Here is an 18,785-nt window from a genome sequence, read left to right as displayed (position 1 = left end):
ACTGACCTGGAGGAGGTGCGATGCTAGACGTAAGTTTGACCGCCATGATAACGACCATCGTCGTATTTTTAGCTTTGATTTACTTCTTAAATATCAAGCTTTATAGACCGCTACTTTTGCATATGGAAAAGCGAGAAGCTATTATTAAAGAAGATGAGGCAAATGCGATGAAAAACGCACAGGATGCAGATGCCGATAAAGCAGAGATCGTAAGGATCATGGATGCTGCGAAGTTGCAAGCTGTTAAAATAAAGCAAGAGGCGATGGATAGTGCGAAGCAGGCTGCCGCTAGAGAAATAGCCGAGAAAAAAGCCGCGATGGAGGAGGATTTCAATCAATTCTTAGGCGGTTTGGATGAGCAAAGACGTAGCCTAAGAAATGAGTTGCAAGCCAAAATTCCGGAATTTAAAAATGCTCTAAGCAGCGCTGTGGCTAAAGTATGAGGATTTCAGTATGAAAAAATATCTATTTTTATTTATAATTCCCGCGCTTGTTTTAGCAAGTGGCGAGCACGATGGAGTCAAAGATTACGACGTGCTGTGGCGAAGCATAAATTTCATTTTGTTTTTTGGAATTTTATTTTATCTTTTAAAAGGTCCCGCTAAAGCAGCATATCAAGGTAGAATCAACGGCATCGCATCTAGACTTGAGGCTAATCAAAAAATTTTAAAAGAGTCTGCAGCTCGCAAGGAACAAGCTAAAAAAGATTTGCAAGATGCTAAGGTTCAAGGCGCAGCTTTAATTGAAACTGCTAAAAAAGAGATCGTGTTCGCCGCCGAAAAGATAAAAAATGCAACCGAGCAAGAGATCGCGAATTTGCAAAAATCTTTCGATGAGCAGAAAAGCTTTGAGGCGCGCAAGATCAAAAAAGAGGTCGTAAGCGAGATTCTGGATGATATTTTTGCATCGGATGACATTAAATTCGGTCAAGATAAGCTAGTTAAAATCGTAGAGAAAAAGGTCGGATGATGATAAATAACACCTCGAAAAGATATGTAAACGCCCTTATACTGAGCTATAAAAAAGATGAACTAGGCTCTGTTTTACAGACGTTAGAGAGCGTCGCGAGCGCATTTAGAATTCCAAAATTCCAAGATATTGTAAAATCTCCGACGCTAAAAGAGGAATCCAAAGTGGAACTTATTGCGTCGTTTATAAAAAATCCAAGCGAAAAAATCGTAAATTTTATTAAACTTTTAGCTAAGAATAGGCGTATTGCACTAATCCCGCAGATAGTCGAGGAACTGCGCAAGAATATTGCGGCGCTGGATAATAAATATTTGGGCAAAATTTATTCCGCCACCGAAATAGACGCCGCGAAAATAAAAGAGCTAGAGACTAAAATTTCAAAGAAATTTAATGCAGATATTACTCTTCAACCCGTTAAAAGCGAGCTTGAAGGCATTAAGATCGAAGTTGAGGATCTTGGATTTGAGATTAGTTTTTCAGTTGATAGATTGAAACAAAAAATGAGCGAATATATTTTAAAAGCAATTTAAAGGAGTAAAGCGTGGGTGCGAAAATTAAGGCAGACGAAATCAGTAGCATAATCAAAGAGCGAATCGAAAATTTCGATCTTAGCGTTGATATCGAAGAAACCGGCAAGGTCGTTTCGGTCGCAGACGGTGTTGCTAATGTTTACGGCTTAAAAAACGTAATGGCTAACGAGATGGTCGAATTCGAAAACGGAGCTCGTGGTATTGCGTTAAATTTAGAAGAAAGCAGTGTCGGCATCGTTATTTTAGGCGATACTAGCGGTATTAACGAAGGTAGTAGCGTTAAAAGACTGGGTAAGCTTTTGCGCGTTCCGGTAGGTGATGCATTAATCGGTCGCGTGGTAAACGCTCTAGGCGAGCCAATCGATGGCAAGGGCGCGATAGAGACTAGCGACACTAGATTTGTCGAAGAAAAGGCCAAAGGTATCATGGCTCGTAAATCCGTCCACGAACCGCTTCAAACCGGTCTTAAAGCGATAGATGCATTAGTGCCGATCGGTCGCGGACAGCGCGAGCTCATCATCGGCGACCGCCAAACAGGAAAAACCACTGTTGCTGTTGATACTATCATCAATCAAAAGGGCCAAGACGTCGTTTGCATCTATGTAGCGATCGGACAGAAACAATCTACCGTCGCGCAAGTCGTTAAAAAGCTTGAAGAATACGGCGCGATGGATTATACGATCGTAGTTGCGGCGGGTGCTAGCGAGGCGGCTGCGCTTCAGTATTTGGCGCCATATTCGGGCTGCACCATGGGCGAGTATTTCAGAGATAACTCCCGCCACGCGCTTATCATCTACGATGATCTTAGCAAGCATGCGGTCGCATATCGCGAGATGTCGCTTATTTTGCGCCGTCCGCCAGGACGTGAGGCGTATCCTGGCGATGTATTTTACCTGCACTCCCGCCTGCTTGAGCGCGCTAGCAAACTAAGCGATGCACTCGGTGCAGGCAGCCTAACGGCGCTTCCTATTATCGAGACGCAGGCAGGCGACGTTTCGGCGTATATCCCTACAAACGTTATCTCTATCACTGACGGTCAAATTTTCCTAGAATCGGGTCTATTCAACTCTGGAATTCGCCCTGCGATCAACGTAGGTCTTTCGGTTAGCCGCGTCGGGGGTTCTGCGCAGATTAAAGCGATCAAAAAGGTCTCGGGAACCTTACGCCTAGATCTTGCCCAGTATCGCGAACTTCAGGCATTTGCACAGTTTGCGAGCGATCTGGACGAGAGCAGTCGTAAGCAGCTGGATCGCGGACAAAGAATGGTCGAAATTTTAAAACAGCCTCCTTATTCGCCGCTTCCGGTCGAAAATCAAGTGGTCATCATCTTTGCAGGAAGCCGCGGATTTTTAGACGACGTGCCTACGAGCTCAATTGGCAAATTTGAAGCTGAGCTATATCCATATATCGAGGCGAAATATCCTGAAATTTTTGAAGAGATCAGAAGCAAAAAGACCATCGAGAAGGATTTGGAAGAAAATTTAATCAAGGCTCTAAATGACTTTAAAGCGACATTTGCCGCTTAAGAAGGCTAAATTATGGCAAATTTAAAGGATATAAAACTTCAAATCAAAAGCGTCAGAAATACGGAGAAGACTACCAAAGCTATGAAGCTGGTCTCCAACGTTAAGCTTAAAAACACTAAAGAAGCGGCGATGCGCTCGCGAGCTTATGCGGTGAAGATTAACGAGGTCTTGGGTGAAATTTCTGCGCGCGTTAAAAATTACGTAGGCAATAATTCGGGCAACGACGAAAAACTTAGAATTTTTGATACCACTCGAGAGGTAAAGGTGGTTGATCTGCTGTTTATCACTGCAGATAAAGGGCTTTGCGGCGGTTTTAATATCAATACCATCAAAAAGATCAAAGCTTTGATCGAGGAGCTTAAAGCTAAAAAGATCAAGGTTCGCCTTCGCGCCGTCGGCAAAAAGGGGATAGAGTATTTTGATTTTCAAGGCATTGAGCTTTTGGAGCGATATATCGGCGTGAGCTCATCTCCATCGTCCGAGAAAGCTAACGAAATCGTCCAAGCCGCGGTTAAGGATTTTAACGAAGGTAAAACTGACGAAGTTATACTTATCCATAACGGCTATTTGAATATGATTACCCAAGAGATGCGGGTAAATACGTTGGTGCCGATCGGTGAGCCTGCGATTAATGAGGACGCTTTAAAAACATCTACATTGGAAGTAGAGGTTGAAAGCCCTGAGGATGAAGAAACATTGATGTTAAATTTAATCCAGAGCTATCTTAGCTACAGCATGTATTACGCGCTGATCGACTCTTTGGCGGCGGAGCACTGCTCGAGAATGAATGCGATGGAGAATGCGACAAATAACGCCAAAGAACGCGTATCGCAGTTAAATTTAGCATACAACAAAGCCAGACAAGGCTCTATCACGACTGAGCTTATCGAGATCATAAGCGGCGTCGAATCAATGAAATGAAAGGAAAACGGATGAAAGGAATAATTTCTCAGGTAATGGGTCCCGTGGTCGATGTCGATTTCAAGGACTACTTACCGAAGATTAATGAAGCTATCGAAGTTAAATTTGACGTCGAAGGCGCTCATCGCAGGCTGATCCTAGAGGTAGCCGCGCACCTTGGAGACAATCGCGTCCGCACGATCGCTATGGATATGAGCGATGGACTTAGGCGAGGGCTTGAGGCTACGGCTCTGGGTGCGCCTATTACGGTGCCTGTGGGCGAGAAGGTTTTGGGTAGAATTTTTAACGTCACGGGCGATCTGATCGACGAGGGCGAGGATGAAAAATTTGAAACCCGCTGGTCGATCCACAGAGATCCGCCTAGCTTTGAAAATCAAAGCACGAAGAGTGAAATTTTTGAAACCGGCATTAAGGTAGTCGATCTGCTAGCCCCTTACGCAAAGGGCGGTAAGGTAGGGCTATTCGGCGGTGCTGGCGTCGGCAAGACTGTCATCATCATGGAACTGATCCACAACGTCGCTTTCAAACACAGCGGTTACTCCGTATTTGCGGGCGTCGGCGAGCGAACGAGAGAGGGAAACGACCTTTATAACGAGATGAAAGAATCTGGAGTTTTGGATAAAGTCGCCTTGACCTACGGCCAGATGAACGAGCCGCCGGGGGCGAGAAACCGTATCGCGCTAACCGGTCTTACGATGGCTGAGTATTTCCGCGACGAGCTTGGGCTTGACGTTTTGATGTTTATCGATAATATCTTCCGTTTCTCGCAGTCGGGTTCGGAGATGTCCGCGCTTTTGGGACGAATTCCATCGGCGGTCGGCTATCAGCCTACTCTTGCTAGCGAAATGGGTAAACTGCAAGAACGCATCACTTCTACTAAAAAGGGCTCCATCACCTCCGTTCAGGCCGTTTATGTGCCTGCGGACGACCTTACCGACCCTGCGCCTGCGACCGTTTTCGCGCACCTTGATGCGACGACCGTTTTAAACAGAGCGATCGCCGAAAAAGGAATTTATCCTGCCGTCGATCCGCTTGATTCGACCTCAAGAATGCTTGATCCACAAATCATCGGCGAGGAGCATTACAAGGTCGCTCGCGGCGTCCAAGCGGTGCTTCAGAAATATAAAGATTTGCAAGACATTATCGCGATTTTGGGTATGGACGAACTTAGCGAAGAGGATAAGCTCGTAGTCGAGCGCGCTAGAAAGATCGAACGCTACCTATCTCAGCCGTTTTTCGTAGCCGAGGTATTTACCGGAAGTCCGGGTAAATATATCTCGCTAGAGGAAACTATCGCTGGCTTTAAGGGAATTTTAGAGGGCAAATACGACGATCTGCCGGAGAATGCCTTTTATATGGTAGGAAATATCGACGAGGTAGTGGCAAAAGCTGAGAAGATGAAAGCATAGGAATTTTAAGATGAAAGAATTTTTGCTTTTAGATATCGTTACGCCCGAAGGGATGGTCTTTTCGGGCGAAGTCAAATCCGTCCAACTCCCCGGCATTACTGGCGAAATGGGTATTTTGCCGGGGCATGCGAGCTTGCTAACGGGGCTTAAAGATAAAAGCGAAGGCGGAGTCGTTGAGATCGTAGATAAAGATGGCAAAAAGCAGCTTGTTTTGGTAAACGACGGATTTTTGGAAGTTACCGAAGAAAAAACTACTATTCTAGCCACTCAAGCCGTAGCTATCGGAGGCGATAGCGAAAGCGCCGTAGCGAAGTCTTTGCAGCGCGCCAAAGATATGCTTGCATCTATTAGCTCCGATGCGGCAAATTCCGCAGCAATCATGGCTAGAGTCGACGAATTCGCAAGGCAAAATTAAATATGTTAGATCTGATTTTAAGTTATTTTTCAAGAAGCACGTTTATTACGATATTCGTGCTCTCTTGGTTGTCCATTTATTTTATCGTAACCTTTACGATTCTGATCTCTAGATTTGTAGGGCTTAGTGCGTGGCAACACCGCGAAGCAAAGGCACTCGAATCCTTGCTGATGGGTGGTAGGATTTCGCTTTCGGGCTCTATTTTTCAAAAAGTAAATACCGATAAAATTTCAAAAGAAGCCTTGGAAATTTATAAAGGCAAGGCCGAACGCGACTCCACTAGCGGACTTACTTGGCTATCTATCGTCGCCTCCACTTCGCCGTTTATCGGGCTGTTCGGTACAGTTGTTAGCATACTTCACACATTTTCCAAGCTCGGCGGTGGAAATTCCGGCATCGATACTATCGCTCCTGCGATTAGCGAGGCCCTGGTTGCCACAGGATGTGGAATTTTTGTAGCGATACCCGCATACACCTTTAGCTTACTTATAAAACGCAAAGCATACGAAGTTATGAGCATTATAAATCGTACAGCGGATATTTTGCTATTTAAAGCAAACACTGGAAAAGCTATTTAATGTATAATTTCGACGAAAATCCAGAGTTAAATATCACTCCGCTCGTCGATATTATGCTTGTTTTGCTAGCGATTTTAATGGTCGCGCAAACGGCGATTATCTACGATGAGAAGATTGAACTGCCTAGCGGCTCAAAAGCACAGGTTTCGGAAAATACCGCAGAATTCTTGCTTGTGCGTATCGGCGAAGATCGCAAGGTTTATATCGACAAAAGCTCGATGAGCCTAGCTGAATTCCCGGATAATCTCGTGTTGCTTAAAGGCACCGGCAAGTATAGCTTGGAAAAACCCGTCTATATCCAAGCCGATAAGAGACTCGTTTATGACGATGTAATGTTTGTCTTAAAGAGCTTAAAGCAAGCGGGTTTTACTAAAGTCGCGCTTCAAACAAATGGCTAATTATTCAAATTTTACGGGGGTTAAATACGATAATTTTAAATCGTTTTTAATCGCCCTTTTTGCCTATCTGCTGGTGATTTTCGTTCTTTTATATCAAATTTCAAAGCCGCAGGAAAAATTTAAAAAATATACCGACAATCCCAACGATTATATGGATGTTACTTTTGATTTCGAAATAGATGATAAACTTCCGTCCGCGCCTGAAATCGCTAAAGAAACGAAGCAGGGCGAGTTTGAAAATAAGAATATTAAGGACGTGCCGGAGGATAAAATTAAGACTACGGCGCAAGTAGTTCCGCCGCCTCCGGTGCAGGCGAAACCGAAAGAGCCCGAAAAGCCGAAGGAAGAGCCGAAGCCGGAACCTAAAAAGGACGAGCCTAAAGCTGAGCCCAAAAAAGAGGAGCCCAAGCCTGAGCCTAAGTTGGAAGATAAACCTTCCGAAAAAGTAGTAGAGAAAAAAGAGGAAACTAAGCCGGAGCCAAAAAAAGAGGAAAAACCGAGCTTGAGCGATCTTTTTTCGGATACGACTAAGGACAATAAGAAGCTTGAGGAGAGCGCTAAAGCTAGCGACGCCGTTCAGAGTAACAAAAAGTCCGATAAAGAAACCGCCACCTCTAGTGCTAAGGATAAAGCGGCATCTAAAAATGCTGTCGTCAAATCCGATAAGCTTGGCGGCAGGACGCAAAGGACGGGCGAGTATAACGCTTATTACGGCGCTATCGAGAAGAAGCTTCAAGTTCTATGGAGCAGATATGTGGCGACCGCGAAGGACGACGCAAGGATTAAGATAGTCTTTAGCGCAGATGGGCGAGTAGCGGATTATACTATTATAGAGCTGGGGCGAGAGACGGAATTTAACCAGAAGTTGCGAGATTTTTTGGATAATCTATCGACTCAGAGTTTCCCGAAATCTCCCGACGGAGCGTCGCACGAGATTGATACTAGGATGTCCGACGTAATGAAGACAAATTAGAATTTGTAAGGAAAAAAAGTGAAGAGACTTTTTTGTATTTTTGCCTTTTGCTGTATGCTTTTTGCAGAAGATGTGGATTCTGCTAAAAATTCTACCTCTTCAAATTTAAACACTGAAATTCAAAATTCTAAAGAATTTAGGGCTTATTATGGAGATATTGTAAAGAAGCTAGAATATCTGTGGCTAAAACAAGATGCTACCACTAACGATGACGCAGCGGTCGAGGTTACTTTCGGCGCGGACGGACGAGTGGTGGGTTATAAAATTATCGAGTTAGGTCGCGATATAAAATTTAACCAAAAGCTTGACAGATTTTTAAAGGGGCTTTCGGAGCAAAATTTTTCAAAATCCCCGGATAATAAACTTCATAAACTTAATATAAGATTAACCGAGATTGCGAAATCAAATTAAATTTAAGGAGAAAAGATGAAGAAACTACTTTTGATTCTTGCATTTTGTAGTAGCATTTTCGCGGCAGATGCGACTATGTCTATCGTAAACGAAGGGGTAAATCTACCTAAAATCGTTGTTCAGGATGCATCGAACCTTGCAAATTCAGAATTTGGCAACAAATTCTTTAAACTTATGGTGGGCGATCTAAAGGTCGGCGCGACTTTTGAAGTCAGCGACGAGTATCTACAAAGCAGCTATGATGCGGGCGCTTCCGATAATCTAGGCTCTAGCGGTGCCGCTCTGATCGTGCGCTACGCGGTAAGTGATAAAAGCTCGCCGATGAGCCTAAAAGCCAAAGTACTTGAAGCGAACAGCGGCAGGGTGATGTACGAGAAGAGCTTTACGCTTTCAAATGCCGAAAAGTATCCGTTTTTGGCACACATGGCGGTATCTGAGATCGTCAAGCAGCTAGGGTACTCAAACGTCGATTGGATGAAGGAGATGATTTTGCTCTCTCGCTACACTTCGACGCGTGAGAGCGAGATCATGGTGGCTGACTATACGCTTACTTACCAGCAGGTTGTGCTTCGCGGCGGATTAAATATCTTCCCTAAATGGGCAAGCGCAGCGCAGAACGAATTTTATTATACCTACTATGTCAATAAAAATACGCCCGCTATCTATAAATTTAATCTATCCAACGGCAGCAAGAGTAAAATTTTTACCGGTCACGGCATGACAATAGCTTCGGATGTAAGTGCCGACGGCAGAAAGCTTCTAATTACCAATGCGCCTAAAGATCAACCCGATATTTATTTGTATGATATAGCTTCGGGCAGCGCTAAGCAAATTACAGATTACGCTGGTATTGATGTAAATGGAAATTTTATCGACGGCGATTCGCGCGTGGCTTTTGTGAGCGATCGTCTGGGCTATCCGAACGTATTTGCCACTAGCATAAACGGCGGTAACGTTCAGCAGCTCGTCTATCACGGCAAAAATAACAATTCCATTAGCACAAATGGCAATTATGTTACTTACTCTAGTCGCGACGGCGGGGGCGGATTTAATATATATTTAATCTCTACCCAAACCGATATGATTCGCCAGTTAACGGCTAGTGGCAAAAATATGTTTCCTAGATTTTCTAGCGATGGCGGCAGCATTATGTTTATTAAGCAAGACGGCAGCGGAAGCTCGGTAGGTATTATCAGGGTTAACGAGAATAAAAGTTTTCAATTTCCGTTAAGAGTGGGTAAAATTCAATCGGTTGATTGGTAAAATATTAAAAAATCTCGTGATATAATGACTTCAATTTTTTTTGAAAGGATAGAAAATGAAACATTTAGTTTTATCTTCGATAGCAGTTGCTGCTCTATTATTGAGCGGTTGTTCTAAAAAGACCCCAGAGGCCGATACTACAAGCACAAGTAATGCAGATAGACTAGCTGCTTTGGCATCTCAGATCCAAAGTGAAGTTGGTACTGTTTATTTCGACTTTGATAAATTTAATATTAGAGCCGATCAGCAAGGCACAATCAATAATAACGCAGCTTTATTCAACCAAGCAGGCGCAGAGTCTCTAACCGTTAAAGTTGAGGGTAACTGCGATGAGTGGGGTTCTGATGAGTACAACTATGCTCTTGGTCTAAAGAGAGCTACTGCAGCTAAAGACGCATTGGTTGCTCAAGGCGTAAATGAGAGCAGAATTTCCGTAGTAAGCTACGGCGAGAGCAATATGGCTTGCACAGAGCATTCTAAAGAGTGCGACGCTCAAAACAGACGCGACGAATTCAAAGTTGGATTCTAATTTGAAATTTAAAAATTTCATGGTGGTGGCTCTTTTGGGAGCTGCCACTTTTTTAAATGCAGAAACTTCTGCATTTGATGCTGGCAATATTGATTCAGGCAGCTCTTACGGACTAACTGAAAACGAGCAAGTATTGCGCGATAACCGCAAGCGTATAAGCGAAATGCAAACTAGTGTAGATAATACACGCGAGAGTGTTGAAGGTTTGCGAAGCGTCCTTGAAGGAACAAATTCTAAAATTTCGAACCTGGAAAACAGGGTGGCGGATCTAGAAATTCGCGCTACCGGCAAAAGCCAAGGCAACAGCGAGCTAGATCAGATGAAACGAGATATCGCAACTATAAAAGCCCAAATTGCTGAAATCAATAAAAAATTAGGCAGCAGCGGCAGCGTAAAAAAAAACGCTGAATTAGACGCAGGCACTGCTTCAGCCCCTGCTAGTACAAAATCAGACTCCGATTTTAAATCAAAAGATCAAGCCTCGGTATTAAAAGAGGCCGACGCTTTATATGTGAAAAAAGACTATTCTGGCGCAAAAGAGCGCTATAATTATTTAGTATCTAAGAACTACAAGCCCGCTAAGGCAAACTATATGCTGGGCGAAATTTCATATTTTTCCGGCTCATACGCAGAAGCGATAAACTACTATAAAAAGAGCATCTCGCACAACGAGAGCCAAGACTACACCCCAAAACTTCTTTATCATACCGCGATCAGCTTCGATAAGATCGGCGATAAAGACAGCGCAGATAAATTCTACAAAGCGTTAAAGGCTTCATACCCGGACTCCAAAGAAGCTAAAGCCGCGCCCGCTAGATAACCTAAATTTAAATATAAAATCAAAAATAAAATTTTAAATAGGAGAAAACTATGGCTAACAACCGAGTTATAAAGATGCATTACGAGCTAAAAGACGGCAAAACCGGCGAAATTTTAGAGTCAAATTTAAACTCCGACCCGATCGCCTTTCTTAGCGGTAAAGATCAAATCATCCAAAAGCTGGAAGATGAAATTTTAAATCTACAAGCGGGCGAGAGTAAAACGGTTCTAATAAGCCCGAGCGACGGAGTCGGCGAGTATAAGCAGGACGCCGTGCAAATCTTGCCTAAAGAGCAGTTCGCGGGCATCGATCTGGCGGTGGGCATGGAGCTTTTCGGTCAGGCGGAGGACGGCGCGACTACCCGCGTAAGCGTCAAAGCTATCGGCGAGCAGGACGTTACCATCGACTTTAACCATCCATTCGCGGGCAAGGAGCTGGAATTTAACGTAAAAATCGTCGAGAATCGCGAAGCGACGGCGGACGAAATTCTTACCGGCCAGCCGGAGGGTGCTCACAGCTGCGGCTGCGGACATAATCATCACGAGGGGCACGAGTGCTGCGGCGGACACGGACACGATCACGCAGAGGATCACGAGTGTTGCGGAGGCCATGGGCATGCAGACGGTCATGAATGCTGCGGAGGTCACAATCACGAAAAAGATCACGAGTGCTGCGGCGGGCACCACCACGAACATTAGGATTTTTTATGAAATTTGCTTTTATCTTCCCCGGACAGGGCAGCCAAAGCGTAGGCATGGGCAGGGAGTTTTACGAAAACTCCGCATCTGCGCGCGCGCTTTTGGATGAGGCTTCAAGTTTTACCGATATCGATTTTAAAAATTTACTATTTGAGCCTAACGATAAGCTCGACGTTTCGGAATTTACGCAACCCGCGATTGCATTAAATTCCATGATGGCGCTTGCGGCGCTACAAGAAAGGCTGGATCAAGAAAAGCTTAACATCGCTCCGCAGTTTTTGCTCGGACATTCGCTGGGCGAGTTTAGTGCGCTAAGCGCTGCGAGAGGAATAGAGCCGAAGCAGATGCTAAAGCTAGTAAATATTCGCGGCGGGCTCATGCAGAGCGCCTGCGAGGGCAAAGGCGCCGGAATGATGGTGATCTTAGCTCTTGCCGACGAGGCAGTTGAAAAAATTTGCGCGGATGCGACGAGCGCAGGCAAGCAGGTTTGGGCGGCGAATTATAACTGCGATGGGCAGATTGTAGTCGCGGGTAAAAAAGATGATCTCGCATCGCTTGAGAGCGAGTTTAAAGCCGCGGGCGCAAAGCGCGCAATGCTACTGAATATGAGCGTCGCGAGCCATTGTCCGATGCTAGGGAGTGCTAGCGACGAGCTTTTGGAATTTTTACGCCCCGCGCTAAAAGAGAGCTTTGCCCCCGTCGTCGCTAATGCCACGGCGCGAGTATACAGGACAAAATCCGAAGCGCTAGAGCTGCTGAAAGCCCAGCTTATTAGCCCAGTGCTTTACAAGCAAAGCATCAAAAATTATGAGAGCGAGACGGACTGCTTCGTCGAGTTCGGCGCGGCGGTTTTAAAAGGTATAAACAAAAAGATCACGCAGAAGCCAACCTTCAGCATCACGGATCTTGCGAGCTTAGATGAGTTCCTGAAATTTGCAAAGGAGAACGGATGAAAGTAGCGATCTTGGGTGCTATGCCCGAAGAGATCGAGCCACTACTGTCTGCGCTGCGCGAGCGGAGTGTGAGCGTGGAGGCCGTGGAGCACGCGAATAATAAATTCTACGCCGCTAAGCTTAACGGCCACGATCTCGTGATCGCGTATTCGAAGATCGGTAAGGTAAATTCTGCCCTGACCGCTACGGTTATGATCGAGAAATTCGGCGCGCGCGCGCTCATTTTTACGGGCGTCGCGGGGGCTTTGAAGCGCGGCATTAAGATCGGCGAAATTTTATACGCTACCGCGCTCGTGCAGCACGATCTGGATATCACGGCGTTTGGGCATCCGCACGGATTCGTGCCGGGAAGTAAAATTTCAGTCCAAACCGATGCGAAGCTAAATTCTATCGCGCAAAGCGTCGCCGAGCAGCTAGGCATCACGCTAAAATCAGGCGTCATAGCTAGCGGCGATCAGTTCGTAAGCGGTGAGGAGCGCAAGAGCTGGATCGAGCGGACGTTTGACGCGAGCGCGGTCGAGATGGAGGGAGCGAGCGTGGCGCAGGTGTGCGACGCGCTAGGCGTGCCGTTTTGCGTGCTGCGCGCGATAAGCGATGAGGCGGGACACAAAGCGGAGTTTGACTTTGACGAGTTTATGGTCAAAAGCGCGCAAACGAGCGCAAATTTCGTCCTAAAAATGATCGAAAGGCTATGATAAACCTCTCCAAAAAACTACTTCGCCGCGTCGGACAAACCAACGCCAAATACAAGATGTTCAAGCGCGGCGATAAAATTTTACTAGCTCTTAGCGGCGGCAAGGACAGCATGAGCTTGGCGCACGTGCTGAAGCACTTCCAAAGCGTAAGCCCGCTAGATTGGGAGTTTCGAGCCGTTACCGTCACCTACGGCATCGGCGAGGACCTGCACGAGATAAGCGCGCATTTTAAAGAGCACGAGATCCCCTACGAGATAATCGATACTAAAATTTTTGAATTCGGCAAGGAAAAGATCCGCGCAAACACCACGTTTTGTAGCTTTTGCTCGCGTATGAGGCGCGGCTACATCTACTCCTATGCGCTTGAGCACGGCTTTAATAAGATCGCCATCGCCCACCACCTTGACGACGCCGCGGAGAGCTTTTTTATGAATTTCACCTTCAACGGCGCGCTGCGCACCCTCGCTCCGCGCTACGTCGCCGAAAATGGGCTTGTGATCATCCGCCCGTTCATTCTCACGCGCGAGCGCCAAATCGCCGCCTGCGCCAGAGATAACGAGCTTCCGATCATGCGCGAGGAGGAGGTTTGCCCCGCGAGGCAATACGGCGGCAAGGAGCCCACTGCGCGCGCCGCTACGAAGGAGCTTTTGGCGCAGTACGAAAAGGCCCATCCGAGGTTTTTTATCAGCCTGCAAGCCGCCTTTGCCAACATCCACGAAGAGACCTTTTTCGAGCCTAAATTTTAAAATTTTAAGCGGTTTGCACTCCCTCGCTCAAACGAATTCAAAGCGCGCAGTTCTTGCGATAGCATGAGTTTCGCGCGCCCAGTTCGATTTTTTGGCTTGAATGAGCCTGACGCACGCAGAGTAGTTATCTTCCCCCGTGCTCAAACGAGCTGCGAGCCGCAGTGCGAGCAGTAGTCGCCCCACCGCATCTAAGTTGTGGCGCGAGCGATTGAGCCCCTGCGTCCGACTGCGCTAGAGTGGTGTGCTTCTGCGTCCGAAGCTATGCGCATGAGCGACTGTGCCCTCTGTGCCCGAGAAGCTACAAGCGATAGTAAGTTGTGCGTCGCTGTATCTGTTTTTGCGAAACAGCCGCGGCTGTTTTCGGCGCCGTACTTTCGTCTTGCTCAAAAGCCGCCCGTACTAAGCGGAGCCTTACGAGCGAGCGTTAAGAGGCTCGCAAAGCTCGCGCGAAAGACAATTTTGGAAATTTCATCTCAAAAAATGTTTTAGAAATTTTACCCCGCAAAATTTTAAAATTTTAACGAAGCCGAATTCAAAATTCAAACGGAGCCAAATTTTAAAATTTTATCGGAGCAAAATTCTAAAATTTCGCGCAGCCGAATTTACGCTCTCGTTTCATAAACGTTACATTTTGAAATTTTGCCGCTCGCGAGGGCTTAAATTTCACGCGGATTCAAAACTCCTCAAACCCTCCGCTGTCGCTCGCTCAGATTAAATTTTAAAATTTCGCTCGCGTCGTACTGCTCCTCAAATTTACACACTACGAAATTTTAACCGATTTTCGCTCCGAAATTTATGCCGCATTAATCGCCGCGGATATATAATAGCGAATGTCATATTTCACAAAGGAGTAAGCATGGCTACAATCCAACCAAGCTATAAGCTTTTCATCGACGGCGAGTTTGTGGGTGCCGAAGGCGGCGCGAGCCTAGACGTTTTTAATCCCGCTACCGGCGAGAAAATTTCAAAGATCGCAGATGCTAGCAAGGCCGACGTCGATAGAGCGGTCGCCGCAGCCCGCAAGGCGTTTGAGAGCTTCCGTCGCACTAGCGTTTATGAGCGCAGCGCGCTGCTAAATAAGATCGCCGACGTCCTAGAGCAAAACGCCGAGTTCATCGCGACCGTAGAGACTATCGACAACGGTAAGCCGATCCGCGAGACGCGCGCGGTCGACGTAGCGTGGTCGATCGAGCATTTCCGCTATTTTGCGGGCGTGATTTTGGGCGAGGAGGGCAGCGCCAATATGCTAAAAGAGCGCTATTTATCCGTCGTTTTACGCGAGCCGATCGGCGTAGTAGGACAGATCGTGCCGTGGAATTTCCCGTTTTTGATGGGCGCGTGGAAGCTCGCTCCGCTGATTGCTGCGGGCGATACGTGCGTATTTAAGCCAAGCTCCGAGACCAGCCTTAGCATTTTGGAGTTCATCCGCCTAATCGCGCCGCTACTTCCAAAGGGCGTCATCAACGTCGTAACCGGCAAGGGAAGCAAAGCAGGCGAGTTCGTCCGCACTCACAAAGGGCTCGATAAGCTCGCGTTTACGGGCTCGACCGAGGTCGGCAGAGGCATCGCGCTAGCCGCGGCGCAAAAGATCATCCCCGCTACGCTTGAGCTTGGCGGCAAGAGCGCAAATATCATCTTTGACGATTGCGACTTCGATGTTGCGATCGACGGCGTGCAGCTGGGAATTCTTTTCAACCAAGGCCAGGTCTGCTGCGCGGGAAGTAGAATTTTTGTGCAGGAGGGCATCTACGATAAATTCGTACCGGCGCTCGTGGAGAAATTTAAGCGCATCAAGGTGGGCGATCCGCTCGATCCGAATACCCAGATGGGATGCCAGATCAACAAAAAGCAAGCCGATAAAATTTTAGAGTACGTAAAAATCGGCGTAGAAGAGGGCGCTAAGATCGCCGTGGGCGGCAAGCGACATAGCGCGGGAGAGGCTTTCGTCGAGCCTACGCTACTCGTGGACGTGCGCAACGACATGCGCGTGGCGCAGGAGGAGATCTTCGGTCCTGTGGGCGTCGTGATTAAATTTAAAGATCAAGACGAGCTCGTCCGCATGGCGAACGACAGCCTCTACGGACTAGGCGGCGCCGTATTTACGCGCGATATCGCAAAGGCGCTCACGGTCGCACGCCTGCTTGAGACGGGTCGCGTGTGGGTCAATACCTACAACCAGATCCACGCCGGCGCGCCGTTTGGCGGCTACAAAGAATCGGGCATCGGTCGCGAAACGCACAAGATGATCCTGGATCACTACACCCAGACCAAAAACATCTACATCGACACGATCTCCAAACCGAGCGGCTTTTACGAGCAGTAAGGCTTAGCGCGGTATTTCGGGCGGTTTGCGCCGCCCGAAATTTTATTCTGATTGACTTGATTGAGTATTTGATTTTAAGACTGCTTCGGTTTAGATAAAATCCCTGTATTCGATATTTTTATCACTCATTAAAATTTTTAATTTTTCAAAATCCTCTTTTGTTATATAGCTTAAAGGCAAAATAATCGAGCTTAGATTAAATACGATATTTGCCAAATTAAATTTTAGTTTTAGGCAAAATGTTTCGCCTCCAGGCAGATATGCAAATGTAGCAATATATTTAATCTCATCATATTTTAGAATCCTTTGCCAAAATATATATCTTACTATCACTTTATCATCGTAGCACGCAATAAATTTAAAGCAATTCGGAATAACCGTCGTATAAAAAAGACCGATTAGCGTTATCCAGCCTACGATAGGAGCATAAGGTTTATCAAGCATTATAAAAACAATGGCGATATAAAATTGTAAAATTTTAACTACCGCATAAAAAGGTCCATAAAAACGCCTCGCCCTTTTTATGATTAGTAGCGGCTCATCCGGTTTGGTATCGTTCATCTGGAATTCCTTGATTTTCCAAATTTAATAAACAAATATTTTTAATATTAATGCAAAAAGTCCCAAATAAATGCAAAAATAGGCAATAAATGAGATACGCAATAAAATACGCCTATAAATTTGTGTGCGAAACCTAAATTTTCTTTGGTTTCTTTCACAGACTCAATCAATACATTAAAATCAAAAAAATGCTTTATATAATTACCCTTTACATAAACGCTATTGAGCAAAATCACGCCAAGTAGCAGAAACATAAACCAGCCTCTAGCCAGATCATAATAAATGCCCATTAGCCCTCCGTTTATATAAAATATTCAGGCGAATTTTAACTTCACTACGCTTACGCAGCGTTTAAATTTAATCTCGCTGCGCTACGGCTAAATTTTAAAATTTCAAACTCGCCGTTTAAAGAGCCGTCATCTGTGCGAGTGAGCGTAGGCGAGTGCATGCAAGAAACAACCTCGGCGCCGTTTTATCGCAGACCTCGTCCGTACCGAGCCGCGCTAAGTCCCAAAGCTCATGCGATTACTAATTTTGCTATCGAGCCGCACCGAACCGCAGGCAAACTCGCGCGGCAAAAATATAAATTTACGCTATAATCTTGCAAAGCAGAGCGTAGAACTCCTGCTGCGCGTATACGATGAAATTTAAACAAAGGCCCGCAAATTCGGGTTTCTTAGCTTTCGCGCGGCTGCGGCGTAACGCTAAATTTAATGGAGGGCGCATGGATAAGGAGCGGTATATTTTTGAGAAATTTAGATCGAAGCTTAACGGCGATGATTGCGCCGTAATCGGCGAGCGGGCGTATTGCAAGGACCTTTTCGTCGAGGGCGTGCACTTCCGCCGTGGCTGGCTGAGCCTGCGCGAGATCGGCGCAAAGGCGATGCTCGTGAACATCTCGGATATGATCGCGACGAATGCGCGCCCCAAATACGCCCTGCTGGGGCTTGCGCTGCCGCGCGAGATCGGCACGCGCGAGATCGACGAGCTGTGCGCGGGCGTGAGCGAAACGGCGCGCGAGTGGGGCATACGGATCATCGGCGGCGACACGATCGGCTCGGATCGCATCGCGCTTAGCGTGAGTCTGATCGGCGAGTGCAAGCGCCCAGTGTTTCGCAGCGGCGCGCGCGTGGGCGATCTCATCGCGCATACCGGCGAGCTGGGTAGCGTCGGGCGCGATCTAGCGGTGCTTTTAAGAGATGAAATTTCGCCCGCTAGCTCGCAGACGCAAAACCGAAACGATAAAATTTCGTCGCTGCAAAGCTCAAATAACGCGCTGCAGGGCCTAAATACTGAGGCTTCAGCGGCACAAAATCCTGGCGATGAGGTGCGAAGCCCGGACGATAAAATTTCATCTGCGCGCGCTAAACTACAAAGCCTGGACGCCGAAAATTCGGCGCAAAATTCCGTGTCGCGGAGCAGAGACGATCACAAGAGCCCTACGGCGCAAAGCCTCGCATGCGAAAATTCCGTGTCTCAAAGCCCCGCGTACGAAGGCTCAGTGTTTGATCTGCGCGAGGATATGCGCGCAAAAATTTCAAAAAATTCGCGCTTCGTTAGGCCCGTCTTGCGCGATAAGTTTTTTTACAAGGCGGCGAAGTTCATCAGCGCGGCGATGGACATTAGCGACGGGCTCGCGCAGGATCTGCCCCGCCTGCTGGAGGCTAGCGGCGTGGGTGTGCGCTGGATCGCCCGCCCTAGCGAGGCTGCGTTGCAAAGCGGCGAGGAGTACGAGATTTTGTTCAGCTTCGCGCCGAAGTTTTTGCCCAAAATCTACGCAATTGCCGCTAAGGCGGGCGTTTCGATCAATATCATCGCCGAGGTTTGCCCGCGCACGCCGCAAAGCTCTATGGAATTTCACGGCAGCTCACACCACTTCGCGCCTTGAAATTTTGCCGAGCTCGCTTTAAATTTTTAAGGCGCGCGGCATGGAATTTCAAATTTTGTGGAGCCACGAAATTTTGTGGAGGCGTAGAATTTTATGAAGCCGAGGAATTTGAAATTTGAAATTTCGCTCCTTCACGTAGCCTACACGCAAGCTCGCTATCATACCGCTACAAAATTTAC

At 46.8% G+C, this 18,785-nt stretch carries 23 protein-coding genes; 21 read left to right on the top strand and 2 right to left on the bottom strand.

Going from position 1 to position 18,785, the window contains the following annotated elements; translation table 11 throughout:
* Window positions 1-20: 20 nt before the first annotated feature.
* From Q0135_RS06290 to Q0135_RS06200, 19 genes are all read left to right on the top strand, one after another.
* Window positions 21-443: a F0F1 ATP synthase subunit B' gene (locus Q0135_RS06290; RefSeq protein ID WP_297989227.1), complete on the top strand. Its 423-nt coding sequence runs from the start codon at window positions 21-23 to the stop codon at window positions 441-443.
* A 10-nt stretch (window positions 444-453) separates the two neighbouring features.
* Entirely contained in the window at window positions 454-969 is a 516-nt protein-coding gene (locus Q0135_RS06285) for a F0F1 ATP synthase subunit B (RefSeq protein WP_297989226.1), read from the top strand.
* Window positions 969-1,499: a F0F1 ATP synthase subunit delta gene (locus tag Q0135_RS06280; protein WP_295099002.1), complete on the top strand. Its 531-nt coding sequence runs from the start codon at window positions 969-971 to the stop codon at window positions 1,497-1,499. Before Q0135_RS06285 ends, Q0135_RS06280 begins: the two co-directional genes overlap by 1 nt.
* Before the next feature lie 11 nt (window positions 1,500-1,510).
* Window positions 1,511-3,025, top strand: coding sequence for a F0F1 ATP synthase subunit alpha (atpA, locus tag Q0135_RS06275; RefSeq protein ID WP_297962717.1), 1,515 nt, complete (start codon window positions 1,511-1,513; stop codon window positions 3,023-3,025).
* 12 nt (window positions 3,026-3,037) lie between these two features.
* A complete protein-coding gene (atpG, locus tag Q0135_RS06270; RefSeq protein WP_297900610.1) occupies window positions 3,038-3,946 on the top strand; it encodes an ATP synthase F1 subunit gamma in 909 nt (302 codons plus the stop codon).
* 11 nt (window positions 3,947-3,957) lie between these two features.
* Window positions 3,958-5,355 (top strand): F0F1 ATP synthase subunit beta, encoded by a 1,398-nt coding sequence (atpD, locus tag Q0135_RS06265; RefSeq protein ID WP_295151010.1) that lies wholly within the window; start codon window positions 3,958-3,960, stop codon window positions 5,353-5,355.
* A gap of 10 nt (window positions 5,356-5,365) precedes the next feature.
* Window positions 5,366-5,770, top strand: a complete 405-nt coding sequence (gene atpC, locus Q0135_RS06260; protein ID WP_297962715.1) for an ATP synthase F1 subunit epsilon — start codon at window positions 5,366-5,368, stop codon at window positions 5,768-5,770.
* Between the two features lie 2 nt (window positions 5,771-5,772).
* Complete coding sequence (locus Q0135_RS06255; protein WP_297894471.1) at window positions 5,773-6,348, top strand: MotA/TolQ/ExbB proton channel family protein; 576 nt, start codon at window positions 5,773-5,775, stop codon at window positions 6,346-6,348.
* The gene (locus tag Q0135_RS06250; protein WP_005869629.1) at window positions 6,348-6,746 is read left to right on the top strand and encodes a biopolymer transporter ExbD; all 399 of its coding nucleotides are present in this window, start codon (window positions 6,348-6,350) and stop codon (window positions 6,744-6,746) included. Before Q0135_RS06255 ends, Q0135_RS06250 begins: the two co-directional genes overlap by 1 nt.
* Window positions 6,739-7,719 (top strand): TonB C-terminal domain-containing protein, encoded by a 981-nt coding sequence (locus Q0135_RS06245; RefSeq protein ID WP_297962713.1) that lies wholly within the window; start codon window positions 6,739-6,741, stop codon window positions 7,717-7,719. Before Q0135_RS06250 ends, Q0135_RS06245 begins: the two co-directional genes overlap by 8 nt.
* Before the next feature lie 18 nt (window positions 7,720-7,737).
* Window positions 7,738-8,130, top strand: a complete 393-nt coding sequence (locus Q0135_RS06240) for a TonB C-terminal domain-containing protein (protein ID WP_297924718.1) — start codon at window positions 7,738-7,740, stop codon at window positions 8,128-8,130.
* 15 nt (window positions 8,131-8,145) lie between these two features.
* Window positions 8,146-9,393, top strand: coding sequence for a Tol-Pal system protein TolB (tolB, locus tag Q0135_RS06235; RefSeq protein ID WP_177389413.1), 1,248 nt, complete (start codon window positions 8,146-8,148; stop codon window positions 9,391-9,393).
* Between the two features lie 55 nt (window positions 9,394-9,448).
* On the top strand, window positions 9,449-9,922 hold the full coding sequence (locus Q0135_RS06230; RefSeq protein WP_291938293.1) for an OmpA family protein: 474 nt from the start codon (window positions 9,449-9,451) through the stop codon (window positions 9,920-9,922).
* A 1-nt stretch (window position 9,923) separates the two neighbouring features.
* The gene (locus Q0135_RS06225; RefSeq protein ID WP_297989225.1) at window positions 9,924-10,742 is read left to right on the top strand and encodes a tetratricopeptide repeat protein; all 819 of its coding nucleotides are present in this window, start codon (window positions 9,924-9,926) and stop codon (window positions 10,740-10,742) included.
* A gap of 50 nt (window positions 10,743-10,792) precedes the next feature.
* Window positions 10,793-11,440: an FKBP-type peptidyl-prolyl cis-trans isomerase gene (locus tag Q0135_RS06220; RefSeq protein WP_297989224.1), complete on the top strand. Its 648-nt coding sequence runs from the start codon at window positions 10,793-10,795 to the stop codon at window positions 11,438-11,440.
* A gap of 8 nt (window positions 11,441-11,448) precedes the next feature.
* The gene (gene fabD, locus Q0135_RS06215; protein WP_297989223.1) at window positions 11,449-12,393 is read left to right on the top strand and encodes an ACP S-malonyltransferase; all 945 of its coding nucleotides are present in this window, start codon (window positions 11,449-11,451) and stop codon (window positions 12,391-12,393) included.
* Window positions 12,390-13,088, top strand: a complete 699-nt coding sequence (locus Q0135_RS06210) for a 5'-methylthioadenosine/adenosylhomocysteine nucleosidase (RefSeq protein WP_297924727.1) — start codon at window positions 12,390-12,392, stop codon at window positions 13,086-13,088. The genes fabD and Q0135_RS06210 overlap by 4 nt, the downstream gene beginning before the upstream one ends.
* Window positions 13,085-13,834, top strand: a complete 750-nt coding sequence (locus tag Q0135_RS06205) for an ATP-binding protein (RefSeq protein ID WP_297989222.1) — start codon at window positions 13,085-13,087, stop codon at window positions 13,832-13,834. Before Q0135_RS06210 ends, Q0135_RS06205 begins: the two co-directional genes overlap by 4 nt.
* Window positions 13,835-14,690: 856 nt before the next feature.
* Window positions 14,691-16,157: an aldehyde dehydrogenase family protein gene (locus Q0135_RS06200; protein WP_297915464.1), complete on the top strand. Its 1,467-nt coding sequence runs from the start codon at window positions 14,691-14,693 to the stop codon at window positions 16,155-16,157.
* Window positions 16,158-16,247: 90 nt separating this feature from the next.
* On the opposite strand, the gene Q0135_RS06195 is transcribed toward Q0135_RS06200, so the two are convergent.
* A complete protein-coding gene (locus Q0135_RS06195) occupies window positions 16,248-16,718 on the bottom strand; it encodes a hypothetical protein (RefSeq protein ID WP_297989219.1) in 471 nt (156 codons plus the stop codon).
* Window positions 16,719-16,765: 47 nt separating this feature from the next.
* Window positions 16,766-17,008, bottom strand: coding sequence for a hypothetical protein (locus Q0135_RS06190; RefSeq protein WP_297989218.1), 243 nt, complete (start codon window positions 17,006-17,008; stop codon window positions 16,766-16,768).
* 156 nt (window positions 17,009-17,164) lie between these two features.
* On the opposite strand from Q0135_RS06190, the gene Q0135_RS06185 reads away from it, so the two are divergent.
* The gene (locus Q0135_RS06185; protein ID WP_297989216.1) at window positions 17,165-17,317 is read left to right on the top strand and encodes a hypothetical protein; all 153 of its coding nucleotides are present in this window, start codon (window positions 17,165-17,167) and stop codon (window positions 17,315-17,317) included.
* Window positions 17,318-17,442: 125 nt separating this feature from the next.
* Window positions 17,443-18,606, top strand: a complete 1,164-nt coding sequence (locus Q0135_RS06180; protein ID WP_297989214.1) for a thiamine-phosphate kinase — start codon at window positions 17,443-17,445, stop codon at window positions 18,604-18,606.
* Window positions 18,607-18,785: the final 179 nt, after the last annotated feature.

The sequence above is a fragment of the uncultured Campylobacter sp. genome (assembly GCF_937981295.1).
Lineage (GTDB): Bacteria > Campylobacterota > Campylobacteria > Campylobacterales > Campylobacteraceae > Campylobacter_B.
This window is presented reverse-complemented; position numbering and strand designations above follow the sequence as displayed.